This window comes from Ornithinibacillus salinisoli (assembly GCF_042684965.1).
Taxonomy (GTDB): Bacteria; Bacillota; Bacilli; order Bacillales; family Amphibacillaceae; genus Ornithinibacillus; species Ornithinibacillus salinisoli.
In genome coordinates, this window is sequence record NZ_JBHUMI010000017.1 from 44,249 (window position 1) to 66,327 (window position 22,079).

The following is a 22,079-nucleotide window of genomic DNA, read 5'->3' on the forward strand; positions in this document are numbered from 1 at the left end:
CTGAAAAAATGGATAGAAATAAATACATCGCAATAGTTGTAAAAGTTTTTTTCAGTATCCTAGTTATCGCATTTTTCTATTGGGCATTCGCTAACCAAATGTTTTCACGAATTTTTGAAGACAGTGATAAGTTTTTAACTCTATTACAACAGCACATCGTTATTATACTGATTTCTGGAGGATTAGCGATTCTAATTGCGGTACCGATAGGAATTATATTGACGCGACCGAGGTTTCGAAAAGCGGAATGGCTCGTTGTTAATATTGCAAATCTAGGACAAACGATTCCAAGTCTAGCTGTGTTAGCACTAGCAATGGGTTTTCTAGGAATAGGAATGAAAGCAGCAATTGTTGCACTATTCGTCTACTCGTTATTACCAATTCTACAGAATACTATAGCAGGTTTGGATTCAGTGGATGAGAATGCAAAAGACGCAGCAAAAGGTATGGGATTAACTTCGTTACAGATCTTATTTAAAATCGAATTGCCAAATGCAGCTTATTCGATAATGGCTGGTGTTCGAACAGCCCTTGTCATCAATGTTGGTACAGCAGCACTTGCTTATCTAATTGGTGGCGGTGGCCTTGGTGTATGGATATTTACTGGGATTCAATTGTTTGATAATACGTATCTTATGTCAGGCGCCGTTCCAGTTACATTGTTAGCTATATTTATCGATTATCTTTTACGAGGACTACAATATGTACTTGATCCAAAAGGATTAAGAATGGCAAGACAGGTATTAAAATCATAAATTAGGAGGATTTTTTACATGAAGAAATTATTATTAATAGTAACAACGGTTATACTAGCAGTTACATTGGCTGCTTGTGGAGATAGTGATAAAAAAGAAATTACGGTTGGAGCGAAGAACTTTACAGAGCAATTTTTATTGGCTAAAATGACAACCCTAATTTTGGAAGAGAATGGTTTTGAAGTAGACGAAAAAAGTAATATGGGAAGTAGTGCATTACGACAAGCACTTGAAAATGAACAGGTTGATTTGACTTGGGATTATACCGGTACAGGGTTAGTAACTTATTTAGGACAGGATCCAATTGCAGAAAAGCAAGTTGCATATGAAAAAGTAAATGAGATTGATCAAGCAGACAATGGAATTTATTGGACAAATTTATCTGAGGCTAATAATACGTACACGATCATGATGCGCCAAGACCATGCGGATGAGCTAGGAATTACATCCATTAGTGATTTAGCAGATTATATGAATAATAATGGAAATCCATTTAGTTTTGCAACCGATGCAGAGTTTGCAAACCGTCCAGATGGACTGCCTGGAGTGGAAGAGACGTATGGCTTTGAATTTACGGATGAAAACGTGAAAGAAATGAGTATTGGTCTAAACTATGATGCATTACGTGACGAAGAGGTGGAGACATCAGTTGGATTTGCAACCGATGCACGAATCGATGCATTCAACTTTGTAAATCTAGAAGATGACATGCAATTTTTCCCCTCCTATAATGCAGCAATTGCAATGACCGAGGAAACTTATGAAACGTATCCTGAAATTGAAGAAATCATGCAACCACTTGCAGAAACATTAACAGATGAGTCATTACGTGAACTGAATTACCTAGTAGATATCGAAGAGAATAGCGTGGATGATGTAGCAAGAGATTTCTTAGTAGAGAACGGATTATTAGAAGAATAGGTAGGCAAAAAATAGCACTAGATTTGGTGCTATTTTTTGATTGTATATAAAGGATTTTCATAGATAAGAATCGAATTACTTTAGAATGAGGAGGGATGGTTTTGGATATATCAATTCCAATCGGTCCAGGTCGATTTAATTTTCGTACTGGTGTAATCGTAATTGATCAGGATCGAGTATTATTACATAGAAATGAGTATGATGAACATTGGGCTCTTCCTGGTGGCAGGGTAGAAATGTTTGAAAGTACAGAAGATACAGCTGTTAGAGAGATGAAGGAAGAGCTCGATGTGGAGGTTGTCGTTGATCGCTTACTATGGTTTACCGAGAATTTTTTTCAATTTGAAGGGGAAGCATTCCATGAAATTGCTGCTTATTATCACGTGAGTTTAAGGGATTCCTTATACAAAGGGAATGAGCCTTTTACAGGTAAGGAAGGCGATCGTGTATTAATCTACCAATGGTTTCCAATTAGTAGATTAAATGAAATAGAATTGTATCCAGAATTTTTAAGGGATGGTTTGAAAAAGCTTCCATTACATCCAGAGTTTCTCACGATTAAGGATGAAATGGGCTGAGAATAATATAGCGTTTATTAGGAGGTATAGGTGTGGATGTTTGGTATGTAAGCTATGGCTCTAATCTTTGCGAAGACCGGTTCATGTGCTATATCTATGGAGACCGCCCCCCTGGTTCTGCCCAAGCGGAGATTGGCTGTACAGATAAAACCCCTCCACAAGCGAATGGGAAAATAGAAATACCATATTCCTTATACTTTTCAAAAGAAAGGAGCAAATGGGGAATCGGCGGGGTAGCTTTTATCGATCATGAAAGGAAGCACCAAACAAATACGATTGGAAGAAGATACTTGATTACAGGTGAACAGTTTAGTGAAGTTGTGGCACAAGAAAACAATAGATCCACCATGTACATCGATTTGGAACAAGTGATTGCCAACGGCTCCTTATCTATTGGCTCTGGATGGTATGGTAGAGTTGTATATTTAGGCGTTATGGACGGTGCGCCGATGTTTACGTTTACGAATAATGATCCAAAGAAAAATATGAAGATAAATAAACCTGCTACTGCATATTTATCTACAATAGCACGGGGGTTATTGGAGTTAGGGTTAGAAAGGGAAGAAGTAGTGGAATATTTTATGAGTAAAGAGGGTATTCGAGGTTTTATAACAAATGAAAAATTGAAGGAATATATCATAGAGGTGATGAAGCGCTGATTCTTGTTGTGAATCAGCGCTATCTTTATTTTAAATATATAAGTCTAGTATTGTACTATTTTTTAAAGTATTATGATAAATTAGCAATATGCAGACAACAGAAGGGGATTTTATGTAGTATGAAAAAAATATCTCTGAAGACGAAAATTCTCGTATTAATAATCGGTTTAATTGTTATAATCACCATATTATTGACGGCAATAAATGCATATTTTGAATCACAGGATATTGAAGAACAAATCGGACAGCAGGCACTTCATGTAGCTACCACAATCTCCGTAATGCCATCAATCATTGAAGCTTATGAATTAGAGAATCCAGCAGAGGTAATCCAACCGATAGTAGAAGGAATTAGAGGATTAATTGGAGCAGAGTTTATTGTTTTAGGAAATAAAGATAGTATTCGGTATGCCCATCCAGATGTTAATAAGATTGGTAAAAAGATGGTGGGAGGAGATAATGATCGTGCTTTACTTCATGGTGAATACTATACTTCAAAAGCAGTGGGTAGTTTAGGTCCTTCACTAAGAGGGAAAGCACCAATATTTAATGACAAAGGTGAAGTTGTTGGCATTGTATCTGTTGGTTTTATGGTAGAAGACATTAAGACAATTATTTATAATCGACTACTAAAAATTAGTGGTGCATCGTTAGTTGTGTTAGTAGTAGGGAGTATAGGTGGGATACTACTGGCAAGGAATATACGAAAAGATACATTTGGTTTAGAACCACATCAGATTGCTTCCTTGTTCCGGGATCGAAACGCTATTCTATTGTCGATTAAAGAGGGAATAATAGCCATTGATCATCAAGGGATCATTACAATGATGAATGAATCGGCCCAAAAAATATTAGGTTTATCAAAGTATAATGTTAATAAAAAAGTTGAAGAAGTATTCCCAAATACGAAGATGTATCATGTGCTAAATTCTGGGGATACGATGAAGGATGATGAAATGTTCTTGAACAATCGGCAAGTAATCGTGAATCGAACACCGATTGTTAATGAAGAAGGAAATGTTGTTGGAGTAGTTGCTAGTTTTAGAGATAAAACAGAGATTAATGAGATGTTAAATACGTTAAAGGAAGTTCGCCAATACTCAGAAGATCTACGTGCTCAAACACATGAGTATACAAATAAATTATATGTTTTATCTGGGTTACTACAATTAGGACATTATGACGAAGCAATTGAGTTAATTCAGGCAGAGTCAAAAATGAATGTTGTTCAGAATAAAGTATTGTTGGAGCAAATAAAAGAAAGAACAGTACAAGCAATTCTTTTAGGGAAAATAGGAAAATCCTCAGAGAAAAAGATTGATTTTAAAATTGATAGAAATAGTCATCTGGAAAAATTACCTAAACAAGTGGATCTTCCAAAATTAATTACTATCTTAGGGAATCTGATTGATAATGCGCTGGAAGCTGTAGAGCATCAGGAGGATAAACAAGTAATATTTTTTGTAACAGATGTCGGTGGGGATATCGTTATTGAGGTTTCTGACAATGGAGAAGGAATATCAGATGATAGGATAACAAGGATTTTTGAAAAAGGATACTCTACGAAACAAGGAAATGACCGAGGGTTTGGACTGACATTAGTAAAAGAAACAGTAGATGAGCTTGGAGGTCAAATAGAATTTCATAACCAGCCTAGTGGTGGAGCAGTATTTACTATCTTTTTAACAAAAAATATTGGCAAAAAGGGGGATTCTAAATGATTCAGGTTATTATTGCAGAAGATGATTTTCGAATTGCCAATATCCATGAAGAATTTTTAAAGAAAGTTAGTGGATTTGAGGTAGTTGGAAAAGCATTAAATGGAGATGAAACGATAAAGCTAGTTCATAGTCATCATGTAGATCTTGTTCTACTAGATGTGTACATGCCTGATATACTTGGTTCGGAGCTTATTCAAGATATTCGTAACATTGACCCTAACATTGACATTATTATGATATCTGCTGCTACGGAAATGGGTATCGTTGGGGAAGTGATTCGTAATGGTGTGTTTGATTATATAATTAAGCCTGTAAAAATGGAAAGATTTATTGAAACGGTAGAACGATTTAAAGAAATGAAGGAAAAGCTTGATAAAAAAGTGGAGGTTGATCAATCTTTATTAGATGAATATTTTGGCCATTATTCGGAAACAAACAATTTAACGAAACAAACACCTAAAGGGATTGATCCACTAACACTTGAAAAAGTGACAAAGATTATTAACCAACTTGATTCTGGAATTACGGCCGAAAAAATGGGAGAGAAAATCGGAGTATCACGTACCACTGCTCGTCGTTATTTAGAATACTTAATTTCAACTGGGGCTATAACTGCAGAGTTAGAATATGGAATTGTTGGTAGGCCAGAGCGTCGCTATCATATGAATAAATAATAGTTAGAGAAAGCGTATGTATGAATTGCTAATTTTGATGTTTTTTCCAGATTAGTAATGGAAGTTTTATCCGTGATGATTTAAACAAATAAATATCCCTTACACAAAAAAGCTTGGATTAGATTTATTTCTATCCAAGTTTTTTTGTGTTAAACAAGTGATAAAAACGGTACCAAAGAATTTGCTATTCTATTTTGGGTTTAATCGTCTATTCGGAAGAGAACTGCCTAATTTATGATGATGCTTTTTTTTATGATCAATGCATGAACAAAATGAACAAAATAGATGAAAAGAACTTTTTGTTTTTTAAATTGAAAACGGTTACATTATATGAGCAATAATTTATATTGGAGAACAAGTACTTTTATTAATTTTTAAACAAGGGGGAATTATTTAAAATGAAAAAATGTTTATTTTTCATAACGTTTATGTTTTTGTTAGCATCATTAGTTGCTTGTTCAAATGACGAAGCTTCAAGTGGAGATACAAATGGTGAATGGGAACCAGAGCAAGCTATAGAAATTGTAGCACCAGCTGGGGCAGGTGGTGGTTGGGATACAACTGCTAGAATGGCAGCTAAAGTATTCGGTGAAACAGGAATCATTGAAGAAGATATAGGCGTTGTGAATAAGCCTGGTGGAGGTGGAGCGGTAGGTTGGGCTTATGTCGCTGGACATGAAGGAAGTCCACATAATTTATTTGTTGCTTCTCCACCACTTATTCTAGTTCCTTTAAATGGTCAATCAGAGTATGGGTATGAGGATTTTACTCCCTTAGCGAATATGATTGCTGACTATGCAGCATTTGCTGTAAGGGAAGATGCGCCTTGGGACAATTTAAATGAGTTATTTGAAGATATGAAGAAAGATCCTGAAAGTATTACAGTAGTTGGGACATCATCTCCTGGTAGCATGGACCACATTCAATTTGTTCAAATTGCTAAGGCTGCTGGTGTTGATGTAACGAAAATTAAATATGTTACAGATCCTGATGGTGTTGGTTTAACGCAGCTATTAAATGGTAGTGTTGAAGTATTTTCCACAGGTGTATCGGAAACAATTGAGCAGGTTAAAGCGGGATCAATTAAAGTTCTAGGTATTACATCTGAAGAGAGGTTAGAAGGTGAAGTACTTGAAGACTTTCCAACAGCTAAGGAACAGGGCATTGATGCGACTTTTGTAAATTGGCGGGGATTCTTTGGACCTCCAAATATGGATGAAGCAGCAGTAAAGTATTATGAAGATAAATTCCAAGAGTTAAGTGACTCGGAAGAATTTGCTGAGATCCGTAATCAATATGGATGGAATGAAATGTATATGAATAGTGAAGAATATAAAGCATTTTTAGAAGAACAAAATGATGAAGTGCAAGCATTACTGGATGAATTAGGACTTGGAGAATAGTTAATAAGGAAGTCAATGATTACGGGTCATTGACTTCCTTCATTCGAAGTAAGGTGGTGACTACATGTTAAAAACGTTAAATCAAAAATTAAGTATCGTACTTTTATTCATTGCGATCGGCTATTTGTTTCTCACATATCAATTACCGTCATATCCATATGCACAAATAGATTCAGATGTGTTACCAAAGGGATTAGGTTTTTTATTGGTAATATTGGCTGTAGCGCTATTCTTTACCAAGGATTCAGAAACAGAAGAACAGAAGGAAAGAAGAAACATACCTAAAAAGGATGTTTTGGCTCTACTTGTTGTTTTTGTATTTGTATTCTTTTATATCTTTTTATTAGAAGTTCTTGGTTTTGTGCTTACTACAGCAATATTCATTTTTTTCTGTTCTTGGTTCCTAGGATATAGAAAACATATTACGAATGTAGTCGTCGCAATTCTATTTCCTTTATTTATGTATTTTACTTTTACAGAATTTCTCCAGATCAGTTTACCACAAGGAATATTGCCGTTTTAAGGAGGGATGCAGATGGGTTCAATAGAAGGTATTTTAACAGGATTTCAAGTCGCATTTAGTGTAGAAGGAATTTTATTTGTATTAATTGGTGTATTTATTGGTACTTTTATAGGTATGCTACCTGGTCTAGGTCCAATAAGTGCCATTGCTGTTATGATCCCTGTAACATTTGGAATGGACCCAACACCAGCATTAGTTATGATGGCTGGTGTTTATTATGGAGCAGTGTTTGGTGGCTCAACGTCATCCATTCTCTTAAATGCTCCTGGTATTTCAGGAACAGTTGCTACTGCATTTGATGGATACCCAATGGCACAACAAGGTAAAGCTGGAAAGGCACTAGCAATTGCAGCCACTTCTTCATTTATTGGGGGAACGATAAGTGTAATTTTATTAATGCTTTTAGCACCCATGCTTTCAAGTGTTGCCATTTCATTTGGTCCGCCTGCATATTTTGCTCTAATGTTTTTAGGATTGACTGCAATTACTAGTTTATCAGAAGGGTCTACGATTAAGGCATTAATATCAGCGGTTATCGGGTTTATGGTAGTAACGATTGGCATCGACGCTCAAACAGGTACACAGCGTTTTACCTTTGGAAATGCTAATTTGCTAGAGGGAATAGATTTTTTAGTCATTGCTTTAGGTTTATTTGCTTTAGCGGAAGTTTGTACGTTAATCATTAAGCGAAAAGATCTTTCCATGGATCATACACATAAACTTGGTAGCCTTAAAATAACGAAACAAGAAGCAAAAGCGATGAGTGGACCAGTTTCGAGACAGTCTTTCATGGGATTTATATTAGGTGTCTTGCCTGGAGCTGGAGCGACAATTGCTTCGTTTATTGGTTATATTACCGAAAAACGTATTTCAAAGAAACCAGAAGAGTTTGGAAAAGGATCTGTAAAAGGGCTTGCTGCACCAGAGGCAGCAAATAATGCAGCAACTAGTGGGGCGTTTGTTCCTTTACTTAGTTTAGGTATCCCAGGTTCTGGTACTACTGCTGTTTTATTGGGAGCATTTTTAGTGTTAGGAGTACAACCAGGACCATTACTTATGTCTGACCGCCCAGAAATTTTTTGGGGCATTATTGCTAGTATGTATATCGGAAATGTATTCTTATTAATATTAAATCTACCATTAATTCCATATATCTCGAAAATATTAAAAATACCTCGTCCTTTACTAATTTCGCTCGTTATTATGTTTAGTATTATTGGCGTGTATGCAATCAGTTTCAGTACATTTGATCTATACATGTTACTACTATTTGGAGTTATTGGTTTTATTATGAGATTGTTTTCTTTCCCGGCACCACCATTTATCCTAGCATTTATTCTTGGAGGAATGATGGAACAGTCATTTAGACAATCACTTACAATTTCTAATGGTAGTTATATGATTTTTATCCAAGAACCAATTGCCTTAACGCTAATAATTATTGGATTACTATCATTTGCCTTTCCGATTATTGGACAATTACGGAAACGCAAGAGGTGATATAATGAAATTACTTCTAAAGGAAATACAATTAAATAAAAACATGATGCTGTACCTATTTATAGGTATGGCATTGTTTTTTATTATTTCAATAGGGCATTCTGCATTATTAGAAAATTTTTCTGTACAACAAAAGTGGACTTTATTATTGCTAGCGATTGCTATATTTTTATGGATTACGACTCCAATTCCAACTGGTGCAAGCAGTATTTTAATTTTGGCCTTGATGTTACTTTTCAAGTTAGTTGATAACATTGAGCAGGCAGTCGTAGGCTTTCTTTCACCTGCCCTTTATTTCATTTTAATGCTATCCATTATAAGTCAGGCTTTAGTAAAAGTAGGGATAGATAAAATTATAGCTCGTTTTTTATTCAAGATCAGCAAAGGTGGACCTCGTTTTATTATAATTGGATTACCAATATTTATTTTAATACTTCCTATACTGCTACCTTCTGCAGTGGCTCGGTTTAAAATGTTGCTGCCACTAATTAGTAGTTTAAATAAATATTATGGCTTATCAAATAAAAGTCTATTTAAAAAATATTGTATCTATGTCATAGGAATGATGAATCAAAATGCAACCATGATTATTTACACAGGTGGAGGATTTCCGATTTTGGCATCGCAATTACTACGAGATTACAATGTCGCTGAATTGGGATGGTTAGATTGGTTTTTATTAATTGCACCCCCATTATGGATCGGGTCATTGATTATTGTGCTTGTTGTCTGGAAATTCCTTGCACATCATACGAACGAGGAAATACCAAAGAATAATTTCGATGGGTTTATTCAAACCGAGCAAGAACCAATTTCTGCTAAATTTTGGATTGTGGTCATTGGATTTTTATTAATGATTTTGACTTGGATCGTGACTGACCAACAACATGTTCCATTACTATTACCCCCTATGCTATATGTTGTTTTTTTATCAACTTCACGTATTAGACTGGTAACAAATAAGGTAATAAGAGAGTTTGATTGGGAAAACTATTTATTATTAGGAGCATCGTTTTCATTAGGCATGTTAATGGCAGAAAATGGTACAGCTTCTGTCCTTGCTAATCAACTACTTCATATTCTTCCAGAGAATACAAGCATCGAAGTAAAAGTAATCATTATGGCAATAATCATTTTCATATTACGTTTCTTTTTTATTATGCCATCTTCTGCGATGATTGTTATTTTCCCTATTGTTATGTCTTACTCTTCATTGATTGGTCTACCTTTAATACAATTAGCATTTTTAATTGTACTGATAATAGGCAGTATGATGGTTTTACCGATTCATGCAACAACGACGTATTTGGCATATGAAACAGGAGTATTAACAAAAAAAGAACAATATAGTATTGGAATATTTTCAAGTATACTTTTTGTGGGGATTGCCATCATTGCTACACTTTTCTACTGGTAGAAAATTTGAATTTAAAAGTACTTTGGATTTTTTTATATTTTTAACATATTGTATTTAGTGAATGGTATCATTACTACATATACGGAGGGGAGAATGTATGAAACCATTAATTGGAATCACTTCTTCGATGGAAGTTGACCAAAGCTATTATATGATTGGATCGGATAATGTAAACGTGATATCAAGAGCTGGAGGCATGCCTCTAATGCTACCATATTATCGTGCATTAGAGGATGTTGAGCAAATAGCACAAATGATTGATGGGTTGTATGCTACTGGTGGATATGATATTGATCCGACATTATTTGGTGAGGAACCACATCCTAAATTAGGAACAATTATTCCTTCTCGAGATATATTTGAAATTACACTGATGAAAAGAATGCTTGAGCTGGGAAAGCCCATCCTAGGAGTTTGCCGTGGTTCGCAAACGCTTAATATTGCTGCTGGTGGAGATATGTTCCAGGATATATATGCACAGGCTGAGGGTGATTTATTACAGCATCAGCAAAAGGCTCCGAAAGAACATGGGTCTCATTATGTACATGTTTTAGAAGGTTCACTTCTTCATCGTCTTACAGGAAAGAAAAAATTACGAGTTAACAGTAGGCATCATCAAGCAAATCGGAGTGTTGCAGAACCGTTCCAAGTCAGTGGAAAAGCGAGTGATGGAATTGTGGAAGTAATTGAAAGTAAAATTCATTCATTTGCACTTGGTGTACAATGGCATCCTGAAAACATGTCCCCAGCTAAAGATGAAGCATCAATAAGAATTTATGAGGGATTTATTGAGGCAAGTAAAACACAGTAAGAGAGGGATAAGATGAAAATAATAGATACTCATTGTGACGCACTACTAAAATTACAACTAGCAAAACGAGGAAAACCTTATGAAGTACATCCATTACATTTTTCAAATTCCAGGGAATTAGAAACTAATCTTGGTTATCTACAAGAAGGAGAGGTGATGGCGCAATATTTTGCGGTTTTTATTGAACCAGAAGTACCTTCTGATGAAAAATGGCAGCACGCTTTGGAACAGATTGATTTGTTTTATACGGAAATACTAGGGAAAAATCCAGCAATGAAGCACATAAAAAGCTGGCATGATTTTGATTCGTTAAGTGAAGGCGAGATTGGAGCAGTTCTTACACTGGAAGGAGCCGATGCTTTCGGAAATGACTTGACGAAGCTTCGTCACCTTTATCGATTAGGGGTACTTTCGATAGGATTAACATGGAACAACGCCAACCTTTGTGCAGACGGAGCAGGTGAAGTTCGTGGAGGTGGATTAACGCTTTTAGGAAAAGAAGTTGTCCAGTTGAACAATGAAAACCTTGTATTTACAGATGTTTCTCATTTAAGTGTAAAGGGTTTCTGGGATGTTATGGAGTTAGCCAAATATCCAATTGCCAGTCACTCTAATGCAAAAGCGCTTTGTGATCATCGACGAAATCTAGATGATGAACAAATAAAAGGGATGTTTAAGCATAATGGTTTGATCCACGTCGTATTCAATCCACCTTTCATTAATAAAGATCGTCGAGACGCAACGATTGATGATTTAGTAAAACATATTGATTATCTTTGTGAATTAGGTGGAGTGAATCAAATAGGGTTTGGATCAGATTTCGATGGGATTAGTTGTTTTGTAGACAACTTAGAAAATACGTCAAAGTATCAAAACTTAATTAATGCGTTATTAAAACGCTATTCAGAGGATGAAGTCAAAGGATTTGCTTACCGAAACTTTTTGGAACATCGTCCACAGTAGAAAGTACGTAAAGTTGAAGGGAAACGTTTTTAATACTAGCGTTTCCTTTCTTCATATTTTACCAAAAGGGCTCCTCTTCATTGCTAAATTCCATGATAAATGGATACGTTGAAAAGATAATTAATGCGACTATTAGAATAAACAGACTAGTGATCCACCATGAGAAATTAAAAAATACATTCGCAAAAAAAATCACCGGATATAGAAATGCATAAATGGCAGATTTTTTCCTCGATGCAGCACTAGCATATTGCTTTACTCCGCAGCTTGGACATTTGGACCTGAATATCATTTTCAGTGTTTGTTTATAGGTAATGTCCTTTTTACAGTGTTGACAGGTAGGCATAAGAACTCACCCTTCTTCGAACATTTTAACTTACCCCCATTATATCATAAAATTCTGACTAAAAAATGCATAAGGAAGTGAAATCCTCATATAATAATAGATTGCTTTGGAATATTTTCATCACTTTCTGCATACATATGATCTGTAGAGTAATTTTACTCACCGAGAAAGGATGAAGCAGAATGTGTGGAATTACTGGCATTGTTAACTGGCGAAAAGATGTACGCTCGGAACTTCAAACATTAGTAAAAATGACAGATACATTATCGTTAAGAGGGCCTGATGATACTCAAGTGTGGCTAGATAAACATATTGGATTTGGCCATAAGCGACTGGCTGTTATTGATCTTGAAGGTGGAAAACAGCCGATGCATAAACAAGTAAATGGGAAAAAGTATACTATTGTCTATAATGGTGAGTTATATAATACAGACGAGATACGAAATGAGTTACGGAGGAAGGGTTACTCTTTTAAGACGACATCGGATACAGAGGTTCTATTAACGGCATATATTGAGTGGAAAGAGACGTGTGTGGATTATGTAAATGGGATTTATGCATTTGGTGTATGGGATGATGAAAATGAGCATTTGTTTATGTCTCGTGATCGCCTTGGCGTAAAGCCATTATTCTACCTGGAAAATGAAGGTCGCATTATTTTTGGCTCGGAGTTAAAGGCAATTTTAGCACATACAGATGTAAAAGCTGAAGTAGACCGTGATGGTTTGGCTGAGATATTTGGACTTGGTCCTTCAAGAACCCCTGGTCATGGAATATTCAAAGGTTTTTCTGAGCTTAGAGCGGGACATTCTCTTACATTTTCGAAAGATGGATTAAAGGTATGGCGTTATTGGAATGTAGAAAGCAAGGAACATGAGGATTCTGTAGATGAGACTGCTGCACGTGTAAGAGAATTATTCGTAGATGCAGTGGAGCGTCAATTAGTTTCTGATGTACCCGTATCAACTTTTTTGTCAGGTGGCTTAGATTCAAGTGCCATTACCGCAATTGCAGCAAATTATTTTGAAAATAAGGGAAAAGGTAGCTTGCCAACGTTTTCTGTAGATTATGAAGGAAATGAAAAGCACTTTGTAGCAAGTAAATTTCAACCTTCAAATGACAGGCCATGGATTGAAAAAATGGCAAAGGAATTTGCCACTGATCATCATGATGAATATATTTCGGATGATGAATTAGCAAGGTTATTGAAGGAAGCTGTATACTTACGAGACCAACCCGGTATGGCGGATATTGATTCTTCATTATTATGGTTCTGTCGCCGAATTAAAAACCATACTACAGTGAGTTTGTCTGGGGAATGTGCTGATGAGATATTCGGTGGTTATCCTTGGTTCCATAATCCAGAAAGTTCATCAGATGGTTTTCCATGGATGAGATCGTTGGATTCAAGAATCGACTTACTACATCCAGAATGGCAAACGAAGTTAGATTTAAAAGCTTATACGTATGATAGGTATAAAGAAACAATTGCTGAAACCCCATTATTAGAAGGTGAAAGTGAGCAGGATGCCCGACGTCGTGAGTTGTTCTATTTAAATATACACTGGTTCATGGCACAGTTGCTAGATCGGAAGGATCGTATGAGTATGGGAGCTAGTTTAGAAGTAAGGGTTCCGTACGCAGATCATAAATTAGTAGAATATGTTTGGAATATACCATGGGAGATGAAAAAGTTAGAAGGAAGGGAAAAAGGTATACTCCGAAAATCGTTGGAAGGAATCTTACCAAACGAAGTATTATATCGAAAAAAGAGCCCTTATCCAAAGACATTCCAACCCGAATACACGAAGCAAGTAGTAGACTGGATGGAAGAAGTTTTAGCGGATTCGGATTCCCCATTATTTCAATTTTTGCGTCGTGATAAAGTGGAGGCAATTGTACGTAGTGAAGGAAAAGAATTTAAGGATCCATGGTATGGGCAACTGATGAAAGGTCCACAGTTGATCGCACATTTAGGTCAGATTGATCATTGGTTACGGACATATAATGTTACGGTGAATGAATAGATGAAGCCTCTGAGTGATTTCGTGTCGCTTGGGGGCTTTTAAAATTATTAAAAAGTTGGATTAGCCTGGGACATAACTTAAGCTTCTACTCTAAAGATGACCGATTACACGATATACGACGTTAGATTATTTCTATTTCAACGGTAAGACCTTAATTCTTAGTTGATAGAAACTGTGCAGTAAGTGCAACGTGAATCATTTATTATTTCTCTTCTCCATTTGGAATTTTTTCACTGTTATGAGCGACTGTTCGGCATTTTATTCTCTCTATTCAGGCTTTCATCACTACTATGAACGACCGTTTGGCACTTTATTCTCTTCATTCGGTCTTTCATCACTGCTATGAACGACCATTTGGAACTTTTTTCTCTTCATTCGGTCTTTCATCTATGCTATGAACGACCGAATGGCATTTTATTCTCTCCATTCGGGCTATCATCACTACTATGAACGACCGTTCGGCATTTTATTCCCCTCATTCGGGCTTTCTTCCCTGCTATGAACGACCGAATGGCATTTTATTCTGAAGCGACCCACCATTTTAAATTACTGAACAGTCTATATATGATTAGCAATATAGTTGACGAAAACACTTTTGTCCCAGCCTTATAGTTTAAACCCGGTGCGACTTTTAAATCGTTTCAAAATAATGGAGCTTTCTACTCTTGTAATTCCTTCGACAGAATACAATTCATCGTTAATAAATGTTTCTAGTTTTTTAAAATCTTCAACTAGTACATGCATATGTAAAGTGCTCGGTCCTGTCATTTGATAAATACTAGCTACGTTCGTGTTGTTTGCTAAATTTTGTGCTACTTCCTGTAACTGTTTCGGTTCAACATCTACTTCAAAAAACGCAGATACATTCTTTCCGAACTTCTCTGAGTTAATAACGACTGTAAATTTTTCGATGACGCCTTTTTCTTTTAAATTTTGGATTCGATCCTTCACAGCAACCCTTGACAAACCTACTTTTTCAGCTAATTCTACATAAGACAATCTACCATCTTCAGCTAATAAATTTAATAACTTGCGATCAATATCATCATATTTCATCTTTAAAGGCTCCTAATACAAGTGTCATATTGTTTGAGTGATTATAACACAAAGTGTAAGTGATAATAAATAATTACGTTATTTAGTAAAGGTTTAATATTGGATTTGGTTTATTTTTGTAGATTAAAAGATTGACAGAAAACTATATATTTCGTACTATGAAATAAAATTAAGAATTATTGCTTTATATAAAAAAAGGAGTGTTCACATGGTTTCTTTTGATCATCAGTCTTATCCATATGCAACAAATCGACATGCTACATATGCTAAAAATGGTATGGTTGCAACTTCCCAACCACTAGCTTCTCAAGCTGGCTTGGATATTCTAAAAAAAGGTGGAAATGCCATTGATGCGGCAATTGCTACTGCAGCTTGTTTAACTGTGGTGGAACCGACTTCAAATGGGATTGGTGGAGACGCATTTGCACTTGTTTGGACGAAAGGGAAGTTACATGGTTTAAACGCAAGTGGTAAATCTCCAAAGAGTATTTCGATAGAAGCAGTGAAAAAATCTGGTCATAAAGAAATTCCGACACATGGTTGGATTCCTGTTACTGTACCTGGGGTTCCTGGGGCATGGGCGGAATTATCAAGTAAATTTGGTAAACTTCCATTGGAAGAAGTATTGGCACCAGCGATTAAGTATGCAGAAGAAGGTTACCCGTTATCGCCTACATTAGGAAAGTATTGGAAAGGTGCATACAATATTTATAAGAAGAAATTAACGGATGATGTGTTTAAACATTGGTTTGATACATTTGCCCCGAACGGAAAGGCGCCAGAAGTTGGTGAAGTTTGGTCATCACCAGGTCATGCTGAAACGTTACGTTCGATTGCTAAAACAAATGCCGAATCATTTTATCGAGGCGAGATAGCCGAAAAAATCTCGAATTTTTCTAAAGAAAATGGCGGCTATTTAACAACAGAAGATTTGGCAGAATTTAAAGCAGAATGGGTTGAACCAATTGGTGTTAATTACCGTGGCTATGATGTTTGGGAGATTCCACCGAATGGTCAAGGTATTGTAGCACTACAAGCACTGAACATGTTAAAAGGATTTGATTTTGCTGAGAAAGAATTTGTTGATACGTACCACAAACAAATTGAAGCAATTAAGCTTGCATTTGCAGATGGAGAAAAGCATGTAACAGAAGAAAATCTTATGCGCTATAGTGCAGAAGCGATTTTAAGTGAAAAATACGCAGATGAGCGTAGAAAGTTAATCGGAGATGAAGCTGTTTTACCAGAAGCAGGAGAACCTTCCCTAAGTGGAACAGTTTATCTAGCTACAGCGGATGGGGAAGGGAATATGGTATCTTTCATCCAAAGTAATTATATGGGCTTTGGTTCTGGATTAGTCGTTCCTGGGACTGGGATAGCTTTACAAAATCGTGGGCATAATTTTTCTATGGATCCAAATCATGTCAATGCATTAGCGGGTGGTAAGCGTACGTATCATACGATCATCCCTGGTTTTATGACGAAGGATGATCAAGCCGTTGGTCCATTCGGCGTGATGGGTGGATTTATGCAACCGCAGGGTCACGTTCAGGTTGTTATGAATACCGTAGATTTTGGTCTGAACCCACAGGCTGCACTGGATGCACCACGTTGGCAATGGATGAAGAACAAAGAAGTTGAAGTAGAAAATCGATTCCAACATCATTTAGCACAAGGATTAGCTAGAAAAGGACATCATATAAGAATAGCCCTTGAACCAAACAGCTTTGGACGCGGGCAAATTATCTGGCGTGATCCAGATACAGGAGTTCTTATCGGTGGTACAGAGTCGCGAACAGATGGAAAGGTGGCATCTTGGTAATTGAATGTAAATTGAAGGATTGTTTGATATGAAGAAGCATTGGAATATTTTTATTGCATTTTTTAGAGTGGGGATGCTGGGTTACGGTGGTGGTCCAGGATCTATCCCGCTGATTCATAAAGAAGTGGTTGAAAATTACAAGTGGATGAGTGATGAAGAGTTCGGAGATGTCCTTGCTTTAGGTAATACATTGCCAGGACCAATTGCTACGAAACTTGCTGGTTATATTGGTTATCGGGTTTCAGGTGTACTTGGTATGATTAATGCGGTTTTAGCATCTATATTACCAACGATCGTTTTAATGATAGTATTTTTAACATCTCTCTCTGCATTCAAGGATTTTGATTGGGTAAAAGGCATGACCGCAGCAGTTGTTCCGGTTGTTGGTGTTATGTTAGCAGTATTGACATGGCAATTTTTCCACAAAGCTGTAAGCGGAATGGGATGGCTACAAACCGTTATTATGGTCGTTATTGTGTTTGCATTACTACAATTTTTACATGTTCACCCAGGTATCATTATTGCTGTTTTAATTATCATTGCATTAGGTATGAAAGATAAAACCAGGGAAGGTAGTCAGTCATGATTGTATATTGGCATATATTTTTAGCATTTTTTATCCCTGGAATATTGGGGTACGGTGGTGGCCCTGCCTCCATTCCTTTGGTAGAAAATGAAGTAGTGAAGCGATATGAGTGGATGTCGGTACAGGAGTTTAGTGAGGTGTTAGCTTTAGCGAACTCCTTACCAGGACCGATCGCGACGAAAATGGCTGGATATATTGGTTATGAGGTTGGTGGAGTTTTTGGTGCGACAGTCGGGGTTTTTGCAACTGTTGCTCCATCGTTACTCATTATGATTGCTTTGTTAGGTGTTTTATATAAATATAAAGATTCAAGCAAAGTGAAACGACTTACAATGTTCGTCCGTCCAGTCATTGCTATATTACTCGGGCTTATGGCGTGGAGGTTCTTCTTTGAATCCTATGATGGAATTGGGTTATGGCACACGCTTATACTTACAATTGGGAGCTATTTATTAATTGAACGAGTAAAAATTCATCCTGCCTTTGTTATTATCGGTGCGTTTGTGTATGGTGGATTTTTGTTATAAAAATAACGAAAAAGCTAAGTTTCTCGGATGAGGAAACTTAGCTTTCGTTTTTATTCAATCAGTCCTAGCTTTTTCAAGCCTTGGTATACACCTGATTCAGATACGGTTGTAGTTTGATGCTTGGCATACTGGATAAGGTCTGGATGAGCATTTCCCATTGCAAATCCTTCACCAACTATTTGAAGCATTTCTTTATCATTCATTCCATCACCAAATGCAATTGCAGATTGTTGGGGAATGTGAAGGTGTTCTAGGACACGTCTAATTGCTTCTCCTTTATTAACTGTTTTCCGAATGACATCATAGGAATTGACAATCCCTTCAACATTAACTGGAGCAAGTCGAATGTCGTCTTCAAATTCATATAATGATATTTGCGACGGATCTAGGTTCATTATCGTTATACCTAATATTTGATCGGTCACATTCGAGTTAACACGTTCATTATGCTTTACCTGAAATGTTTCAATAAATTTATTGATAATTGGAGTGTCAAATGAAGTAAAGTAATTTTTTTCACTTGTGTAAAACACAAGCTCATGACCGTGTTCTTTTGCTATAGATAAATATTCGTTAATAGTACTTTGTTTCATCGGCTCGTCAAGAATGGTTTTATTTTGATAAATCGCAAAAGCACCATTATAGCCAATAAAAGATTCCACACCAAGTTCGTCTGCAAGCTCCCCAATTTCATGTAATGGCCTACCTGTTGCAAGAAAAATCTCTATTCCTTGTCTTTTTATTTGTGAAATTGCTTGTTTCGTTAATTTTGTATATGTATGGTCTGGTTTTAATATAGTTCCATCAATGTCTAAGAAGAGTATTTTGTAAGTCATTGTAGTCTCCTTTAAGTTAGATATTCTAAGGATAGTTTAACATATTGGATAGGGGGAAGGGGATTTGGAGAATTGTACTGGGCAAAAGGAGCGGGAATGTTGGACACGAACATTGCGAACATCGGACGAATATGCACAAACTACAGATACCAATGCGCAAATAAAAGCAACCGTCCAACTACTTTAACTAGTTCCATTTCGGTGGAGAAAAATTTAAATAACATAGATTATATTTGAGGAAGATAAAAAATAAAGTATACTGTATAATGGTAATTACATATTTCGAAATTCTCTTAGTTTTATAAAATATGTAAAAGTTGATTTTTGCAAGGTGCTTGGAAACTAAAAAGAGAATCAAGTAAGCACAACTTCAGAATCTTCTTTCACTTATGAAGACATTACTTTCAAAAGGAGTATATTTACTTGTCCACCCATTAGTAAGATTGATGAATGATGGAAGAGGGGGAAATTATGAGGATTATGTTTCTGGTTTTATTTTTGGGAATAACGTTACTTTTGGGAGGATGTGCTTCTGACACACATCCAATCTTAAAAGGAGCCTACCAAAGTGAAATAGATGGAGTAGGATATGTGGTTCAAATGTCATTTCAACCAGATAATAATAGTTTTGTTGAATATATTGAAGGTAGAGAAGTTGATAAAGGAATATATGAAAAAACGAGCAGTAATGTATATAAATTATTAAGTGACAAGCAAAGTTTTCAAATTACATTAAACAAAGAAGATTCTTTTGAAATAAAAATTGCTAGTCTTAATAATGGAAATACAATTAAAATGAAAAAAATACAAGATACGCCAATTTATATTGGAACAGAATTTGATGATGTGGAAAAGTATGAAGGTTTATTAGAACAAAATGATTGATACAATCTATATCACAAAAATGCTTATTAGGGGGCGGAATTATTTATATAATGTGAGAAAGGCTGTGAAGTTATTTGAGTGGTTATAAAGCAATACCGAAATTAAACCATTTGCCGAAATCCATTCTTTTGATAGATTACTAAGTTATTTTACATAATAAACATAACAAAACAATTTAACAAACAGATCGCTTGGATTTTATTATCCAAGCGATCTGTCTTGTGACATTTTCTCCACAGGATCGGGAATACTTAACTACTACTTACGGTTGCTTAACATTTTACAATGCTTGATCATCAACAGATTCAAGCCATTTTTCAATTTCATCTACTACAGATTCTACGGATCCTTCTTCAAAAGGAGAGCGGAGATTCGCAGCTTCAACTAATCCTAAGAAGGCTTTAGATCCACCTAATTTACATAGGTTTAGATAATCATTCCATGCTGCCTCACGCTCTTCCCGGGATCGTTTCCAAAATTGGAAGGCACAGATTTGTGCTAATGTATAATCAATGTAATAGAATGGCACTTCATAAATATGACCTTGACGTTGCCATACTGCACCGGATTGCCAGTACGGAATGTCTTCATAATCACGATGCGGTAAATAAGTTTCCTCTAGTTTTTTCCAAGCTGCTTTACGTTCTGCCGGAGTCCAATCTGGATTTTCATATACCAAGTGTTGGAACTCATCAACTGCAACACCATAAGGCAAGAAGCTTAATCCGCTAGCTAAGTGTGAGTATTTATATTTATCGGTATCTTCCTTAAAGAACAGTTCCATCCACGGCCATGTAAAGAATTCCATACTCATGGAATGAATTTCAGCTGACTCGTGTGTTGGGAAAACGTATTCTGGAATCCCGATATTACGACTTGAGTAAGCCTGGAATGCATGACCAGCTTCATGTGTTAATACATCCACATCACCGGAAGTACCATTGAAGTTAGCGAAAATAAATGGTGATTCGTAATCCTCAATAAATGTACAGTAACCACCAGCTTCTTTTCCTTTCTGAGCTTCTAAGTCCATTAAGTTACGATCTAGCATGAAATGGAAAAATTCATTTGTTTCATCAGAAAGTTCTTCGTACATCTGTTTCCCATTTTCAATAATCCATTCTGGGCTACCTTTAGGTGTTGGATTACCGCTTTTAAATTCAAGGTTTTCATCATAGAATTTTAAGGAATCAACTCCGATTCGATTTGCCTGCTTTTCGTATAATTTGGATACAAGTGGGACGATGTAGTCACGTACCTGCTTGCGGAACACATCAACCATATCTGCATTATAGTCAATGCGTAACATGCGTACATAACCTAATTCTACAAAGTTTTTGTAACCTAGTTTTGTAGCGATTTCATGACGGATCTTTACTAGTTGATCATAAATATCATCAAATTTTTCTGCATTATTTTCAAAAAATCCAGAGCTTGCTTGGATCGCTTGTTTACGTACATTTCTATCTTTATCTTGTGTAAATGGTCCAAGTTGTGCCAAAGTATATGTTTTCCCTTGAAATTCTACTTCAGCAGAAGCGACAAGCTTGGAGTATTCCGATGTTAATTTGTTTTCTTTTTGCAATAAGCTGATTACTTCTGGAGAAAAAGCCTTGATTTGATAGTCTGCTAGACTAAATAGCTGAGATCCCCACTTTTGTTCTAATTCATCACGGAAAGGAGTTTTTACTAATTCCTTATAAAAATCCGTATATAGTTCTTGTAATTCAGGACTCTTTTCATCCCAAAAGTCACGTTCCTTTTGGTAAAAATCATCATTCGTATTAATAGATGCTCGTATATACACTAAATTAAATAATGTTGATAGACGATTACGAAATGCATTGATTTTTTCAATGGCTTTATTTTGTCCTTCAACTGTAGTAGCTGTTGAAAATGATTCTAATAAGCCTCGAAATGTTTGTTTCTCATTTTCTAAGTCTGGTCTGTCATATTTATAATCTTCAAATTTAAGCATATGTACCCTCCTCTTATACCTTAAGTATACGACATTTTTTGCCAAATTCCTGTTAGAAGGATTAAATTTTTATAATTTTTTGGCTGTGAGG

Annotated in this window: 22 protein-coding genes; 18 read left to right on the plus strand and 4 right to left on the minus strand. The window is 36.0% G+C overall.

What is annotated here, in order from left to right; all coding sequences use genetic code 11:
* The first annotated feature begins 8 nt into the window (after positions 1-8).
* The 12 genes from ACFSTA_RS14230 (at position 9) to ACFSTA_RS14285 (ending at position 11,925) form a co-directional block, all read left to right on the plus strand.
* Entirely contained in the window at positions 9-755 is a 747-nt protein-coding gene (locus ACFSTA_RS14230) for an ABC transporter permease (RefSeq protein WP_377557431.1), read from the plus strand.
* A gap of 18 nt (positions 756-773) precedes the next feature.
* A complete protein-coding gene (locus tag ACFSTA_RS14235; protein WP_377557432.1) occupies positions 774-1,676 on the plus strand; it encodes an ABC transporter substrate-binding protein in 903 nt (300 codons plus the stop codon).
* A 101-nt stretch (positions 1,677-1,777) separates the two neighbouring features.
* Positions 1,778-2,254 carry an NUDIX hydrolase gene (locus tag ACFSTA_RS14240; protein WP_377557433.1) on the plus strand — a complete coding sequence of 159 codons (477 nt, stop codon included), beginning with the start codon at positions 1,778-1,780 and terminating at the stop codon, positions 2,252-2,254.
* A 32-nt stretch (positions 2,255-2,286) separates the two neighbouring features.
* Positions 2,287-2,913: a hypothetical protein gene (locus tag ACFSTA_RS14245; RefSeq protein ID WP_377557434.1), complete on the plus strand. Its 627-nt coding sequence runs from the start codon at positions 2,287-2,289 to the stop codon at positions 2,911-2,913.
* Between the two features lie 119 nt (positions 2,914-3,032).
* Positions 3,033-4,634: an ATP-binding protein gene (locus ACFSTA_RS14250; RefSeq protein WP_377557436.1), complete on the plus strand. Its 1,602-nt coding sequence runs from the start codon at positions 3,033-3,035 to the stop codon at positions 4,632-4,634.
* Positions 4,631-5,308 (plus strand): response regulator, encoded by a 678-nt coding sequence (locus ACFSTA_RS14255; protein ID WP_377557437.1) that lies wholly within the window; start codon positions 4,631-4,633, stop codon positions 5,306-5,308. Before ACFSTA_RS14250 ends, ACFSTA_RS14255 begins: the two co-directional genes overlap by 4 nt.
* A gap of 398 nt (positions 5,309-5,706) precedes the next feature.
* Positions 5,707-6,711: a tripartite tricarboxylate transporter substrate binding protein gene (locus ACFSTA_RS14260; protein WP_377557438.1), complete on the plus strand. Its 1,005-nt coding sequence runs from the start codon at positions 5,707-5,709 to the stop codon at positions 6,709-6,711.
* A gap of 64 nt (positions 6,712-6,775) precedes the next feature.
* A complete protein-coding gene (locus tag ACFSTA_RS14265; protein WP_377557440.1) occupies positions 6,776-7,234 on the plus strand; it encodes a tripartite tricarboxylate transporter TctB family protein in 459 nt (152 codons plus the stop codon).
* Between the two features lie 12 nt (positions 7,235-7,246).
* Positions 7,247-8,734 (plus strand): tripartite tricarboxylate transporter permease, encoded by a 1,488-nt coding sequence (locus ACFSTA_RS14270; RefSeq protein ID WP_377557441.1) that lies wholly within the window; start codon positions 7,247-7,249, stop codon positions 8,732-8,734.
* A 4-nt stretch (positions 8,735-8,738) separates the two neighbouring features.
* Positions 8,739-10,151, plus strand: a complete 1,413-nt coding sequence (locus tag ACFSTA_RS14275; protein WP_377557442.1) for an SLC13 family permease — start codon at positions 8,739-8,741, stop codon at positions 10,149-10,151.
* Positions 10,152-10,248: 97 nt separating this feature from the next.
* Positions 10,249-10,962 carry a gamma-glutamyl-gamma-aminobutyrate hydrolase family protein gene (locus tag ACFSTA_RS14280; protein ID WP_377557443.1) on the plus strand — a complete coding sequence of 238 codons (714 nt, stop codon included), beginning with the start codon at positions 10,249-10,251 and terminating at the stop codon, positions 10,960-10,962.
* A gap of 12 nt (positions 10,963-10,974) precedes the next feature.
* Positions 10,975-11,925 (plus strand): dipeptidase, encoded by a 951-nt coding sequence (locus tag ACFSTA_RS14285; RefSeq protein ID WP_377557445.1) that lies wholly within the window; start codon positions 10,975-10,977, stop codon positions 11,923-11,925.
* Positions 11,926-11,983: 58 nt separating this feature from the next.
* Here ACFSTA_RS14285 and ACFSTA_RS14290 read toward each other — a convergent pair whose 3' ends face one another.
* The gene (locus tag ACFSTA_RS14290; RefSeq protein WP_377557446.1) at positions 11,984-12,271 is read right to left on the minus strand and encodes a TIGR04104 family putative zinc finger protein; all 288 of its coding nucleotides are present in this window, start codon (positions 12,269-12,271) and stop codon (positions 11,984-11,986) included.
* 182 nt (positions 12,272-12,453) lie between these two features.
* Between ACFSTA_RS14290 and asnB the strand changes: the two genes are divergently transcribed.
* Positions 12,454-14,298, plus strand: a complete 1,845-nt coding sequence (gene asnB / locus ACFSTA_RS14295; RefSeq protein WP_377557447.1) for an asparagine synthase (glutamine-hydrolyzing) — start codon at positions 12,454-12,456, stop codon at positions 14,296-14,298.
* Between the two features lie 606 nt (positions 14,299-14,904).
* Here the strand turns inward: asnB and ACFSTA_RS14300 are convergent.
* A complete protein-coding gene (locus tag ACFSTA_RS14300) occupies positions 14,905-15,354 on the minus strand; it encodes an Lrp/AsnC family transcriptional regulator (protein ID WP_377557448.1) in 450 nt (149 codons plus the stop codon).
* Positions 15,355-15,562: 208 nt separating this feature from the next.
* On the opposite strand from ACFSTA_RS14300, the gene ACFSTA_RS14305 reads away from it, so the two are divergent.
* The 3 genes from ACFSTA_RS14305 to ACFSTA_RS14315 are packed head-to-tail and all read left to right on the plus strand — an operon-like array spanning position 15,563 to position 18,289.
* Complete coding sequence (locus ACFSTA_RS14305; protein ID WP_377557449.1) at positions 15,563-17,176, plus strand: gamma-glutamyltransferase family protein; 1,614 nt, start codon at positions 15,563-15,565, stop codon at positions 17,174-17,176.
* Positions 17,177-17,204: 28 nt separating this feature from the next.
* On the plus strand, positions 17,205-17,762 hold the full coding sequence (locus ACFSTA_RS14310) for a chromate transporter (RefSeq protein WP_377557450.1): 558 nt from the start codon (positions 17,205-17,207) through the stop codon (positions 17,760-17,762).
* The gene (locus ACFSTA_RS14315) at positions 17,762-18,289 is read left to right on the plus strand and encodes a chromate transporter (protein ID WP_377557802.1); all 528 of its coding nucleotides are present in this window, start codon (positions 17,762-17,764) and stop codon (positions 18,287-18,289) included. The genes ACFSTA_RS14310 and ACFSTA_RS14315 overlap by 1 nt, the downstream gene beginning before the upstream one ends.
* Before the next feature lie 50 nt (positions 18,290-18,339).
* Here the strand turns inward: ACFSTA_RS14315 and ACFSTA_RS14320 are convergent, their stop codons facing one another.
* Positions 18,340-19,125 (minus strand): HAD family hydrolase, encoded by a 786-nt coding sequence (locus tag ACFSTA_RS14320; protein ID WP_377557451.1) that lies wholly within the window; start codon positions 19,123-19,125, stop codon positions 18,340-18,342.
* A 64-nt stretch (positions 19,126-19,189) separates the two neighbouring features.
* Here ACFSTA_RS14320 and ACFSTA_RS14325 point away from each other — a divergent pair, with 64 nt between their 5' ends.
* Together ACFSTA_RS14325 and ACFSTA_RS14330 are read left to right on the plus strand one after the other, a co-directional pair.
* Positions 19,190-19,312, plus strand: a complete 123-nt coding sequence (locus tag ACFSTA_RS14325; protein ID WP_377557452.1) for a hypothetical protein — start codon at positions 19,190-19,192, stop codon at positions 19,310-19,312.
* Between the two features lie 284 nt (positions 19,313-19,596).
* Positions 19,597-20,010 (plus strand): hypothetical protein, encoded by a 414-nt coding sequence (locus tag ACFSTA_RS14330; RefSeq protein WP_377557454.1) that lies wholly within the window; start codon positions 19,597-19,599, stop codon positions 20,008-20,010.
* Between the two features lie 280 nt (positions 20,011-20,290).
* On the opposite strand, the gene ACFSTA_RS14335 is transcribed toward ACFSTA_RS14330, so the two are convergent.
* On the minus strand, positions 20,291-21,988 hold the full coding sequence (locus tag ACFSTA_RS14335; protein WP_377557455.1) for a M3 family oligoendopeptidase: 1,698 nt from the start codon (positions 21,986-21,988) through the stop codon (positions 20,291-20,293).
* Between the last annotated feature and the right edge of the window lie 91 nt (positions 21,989-22,079).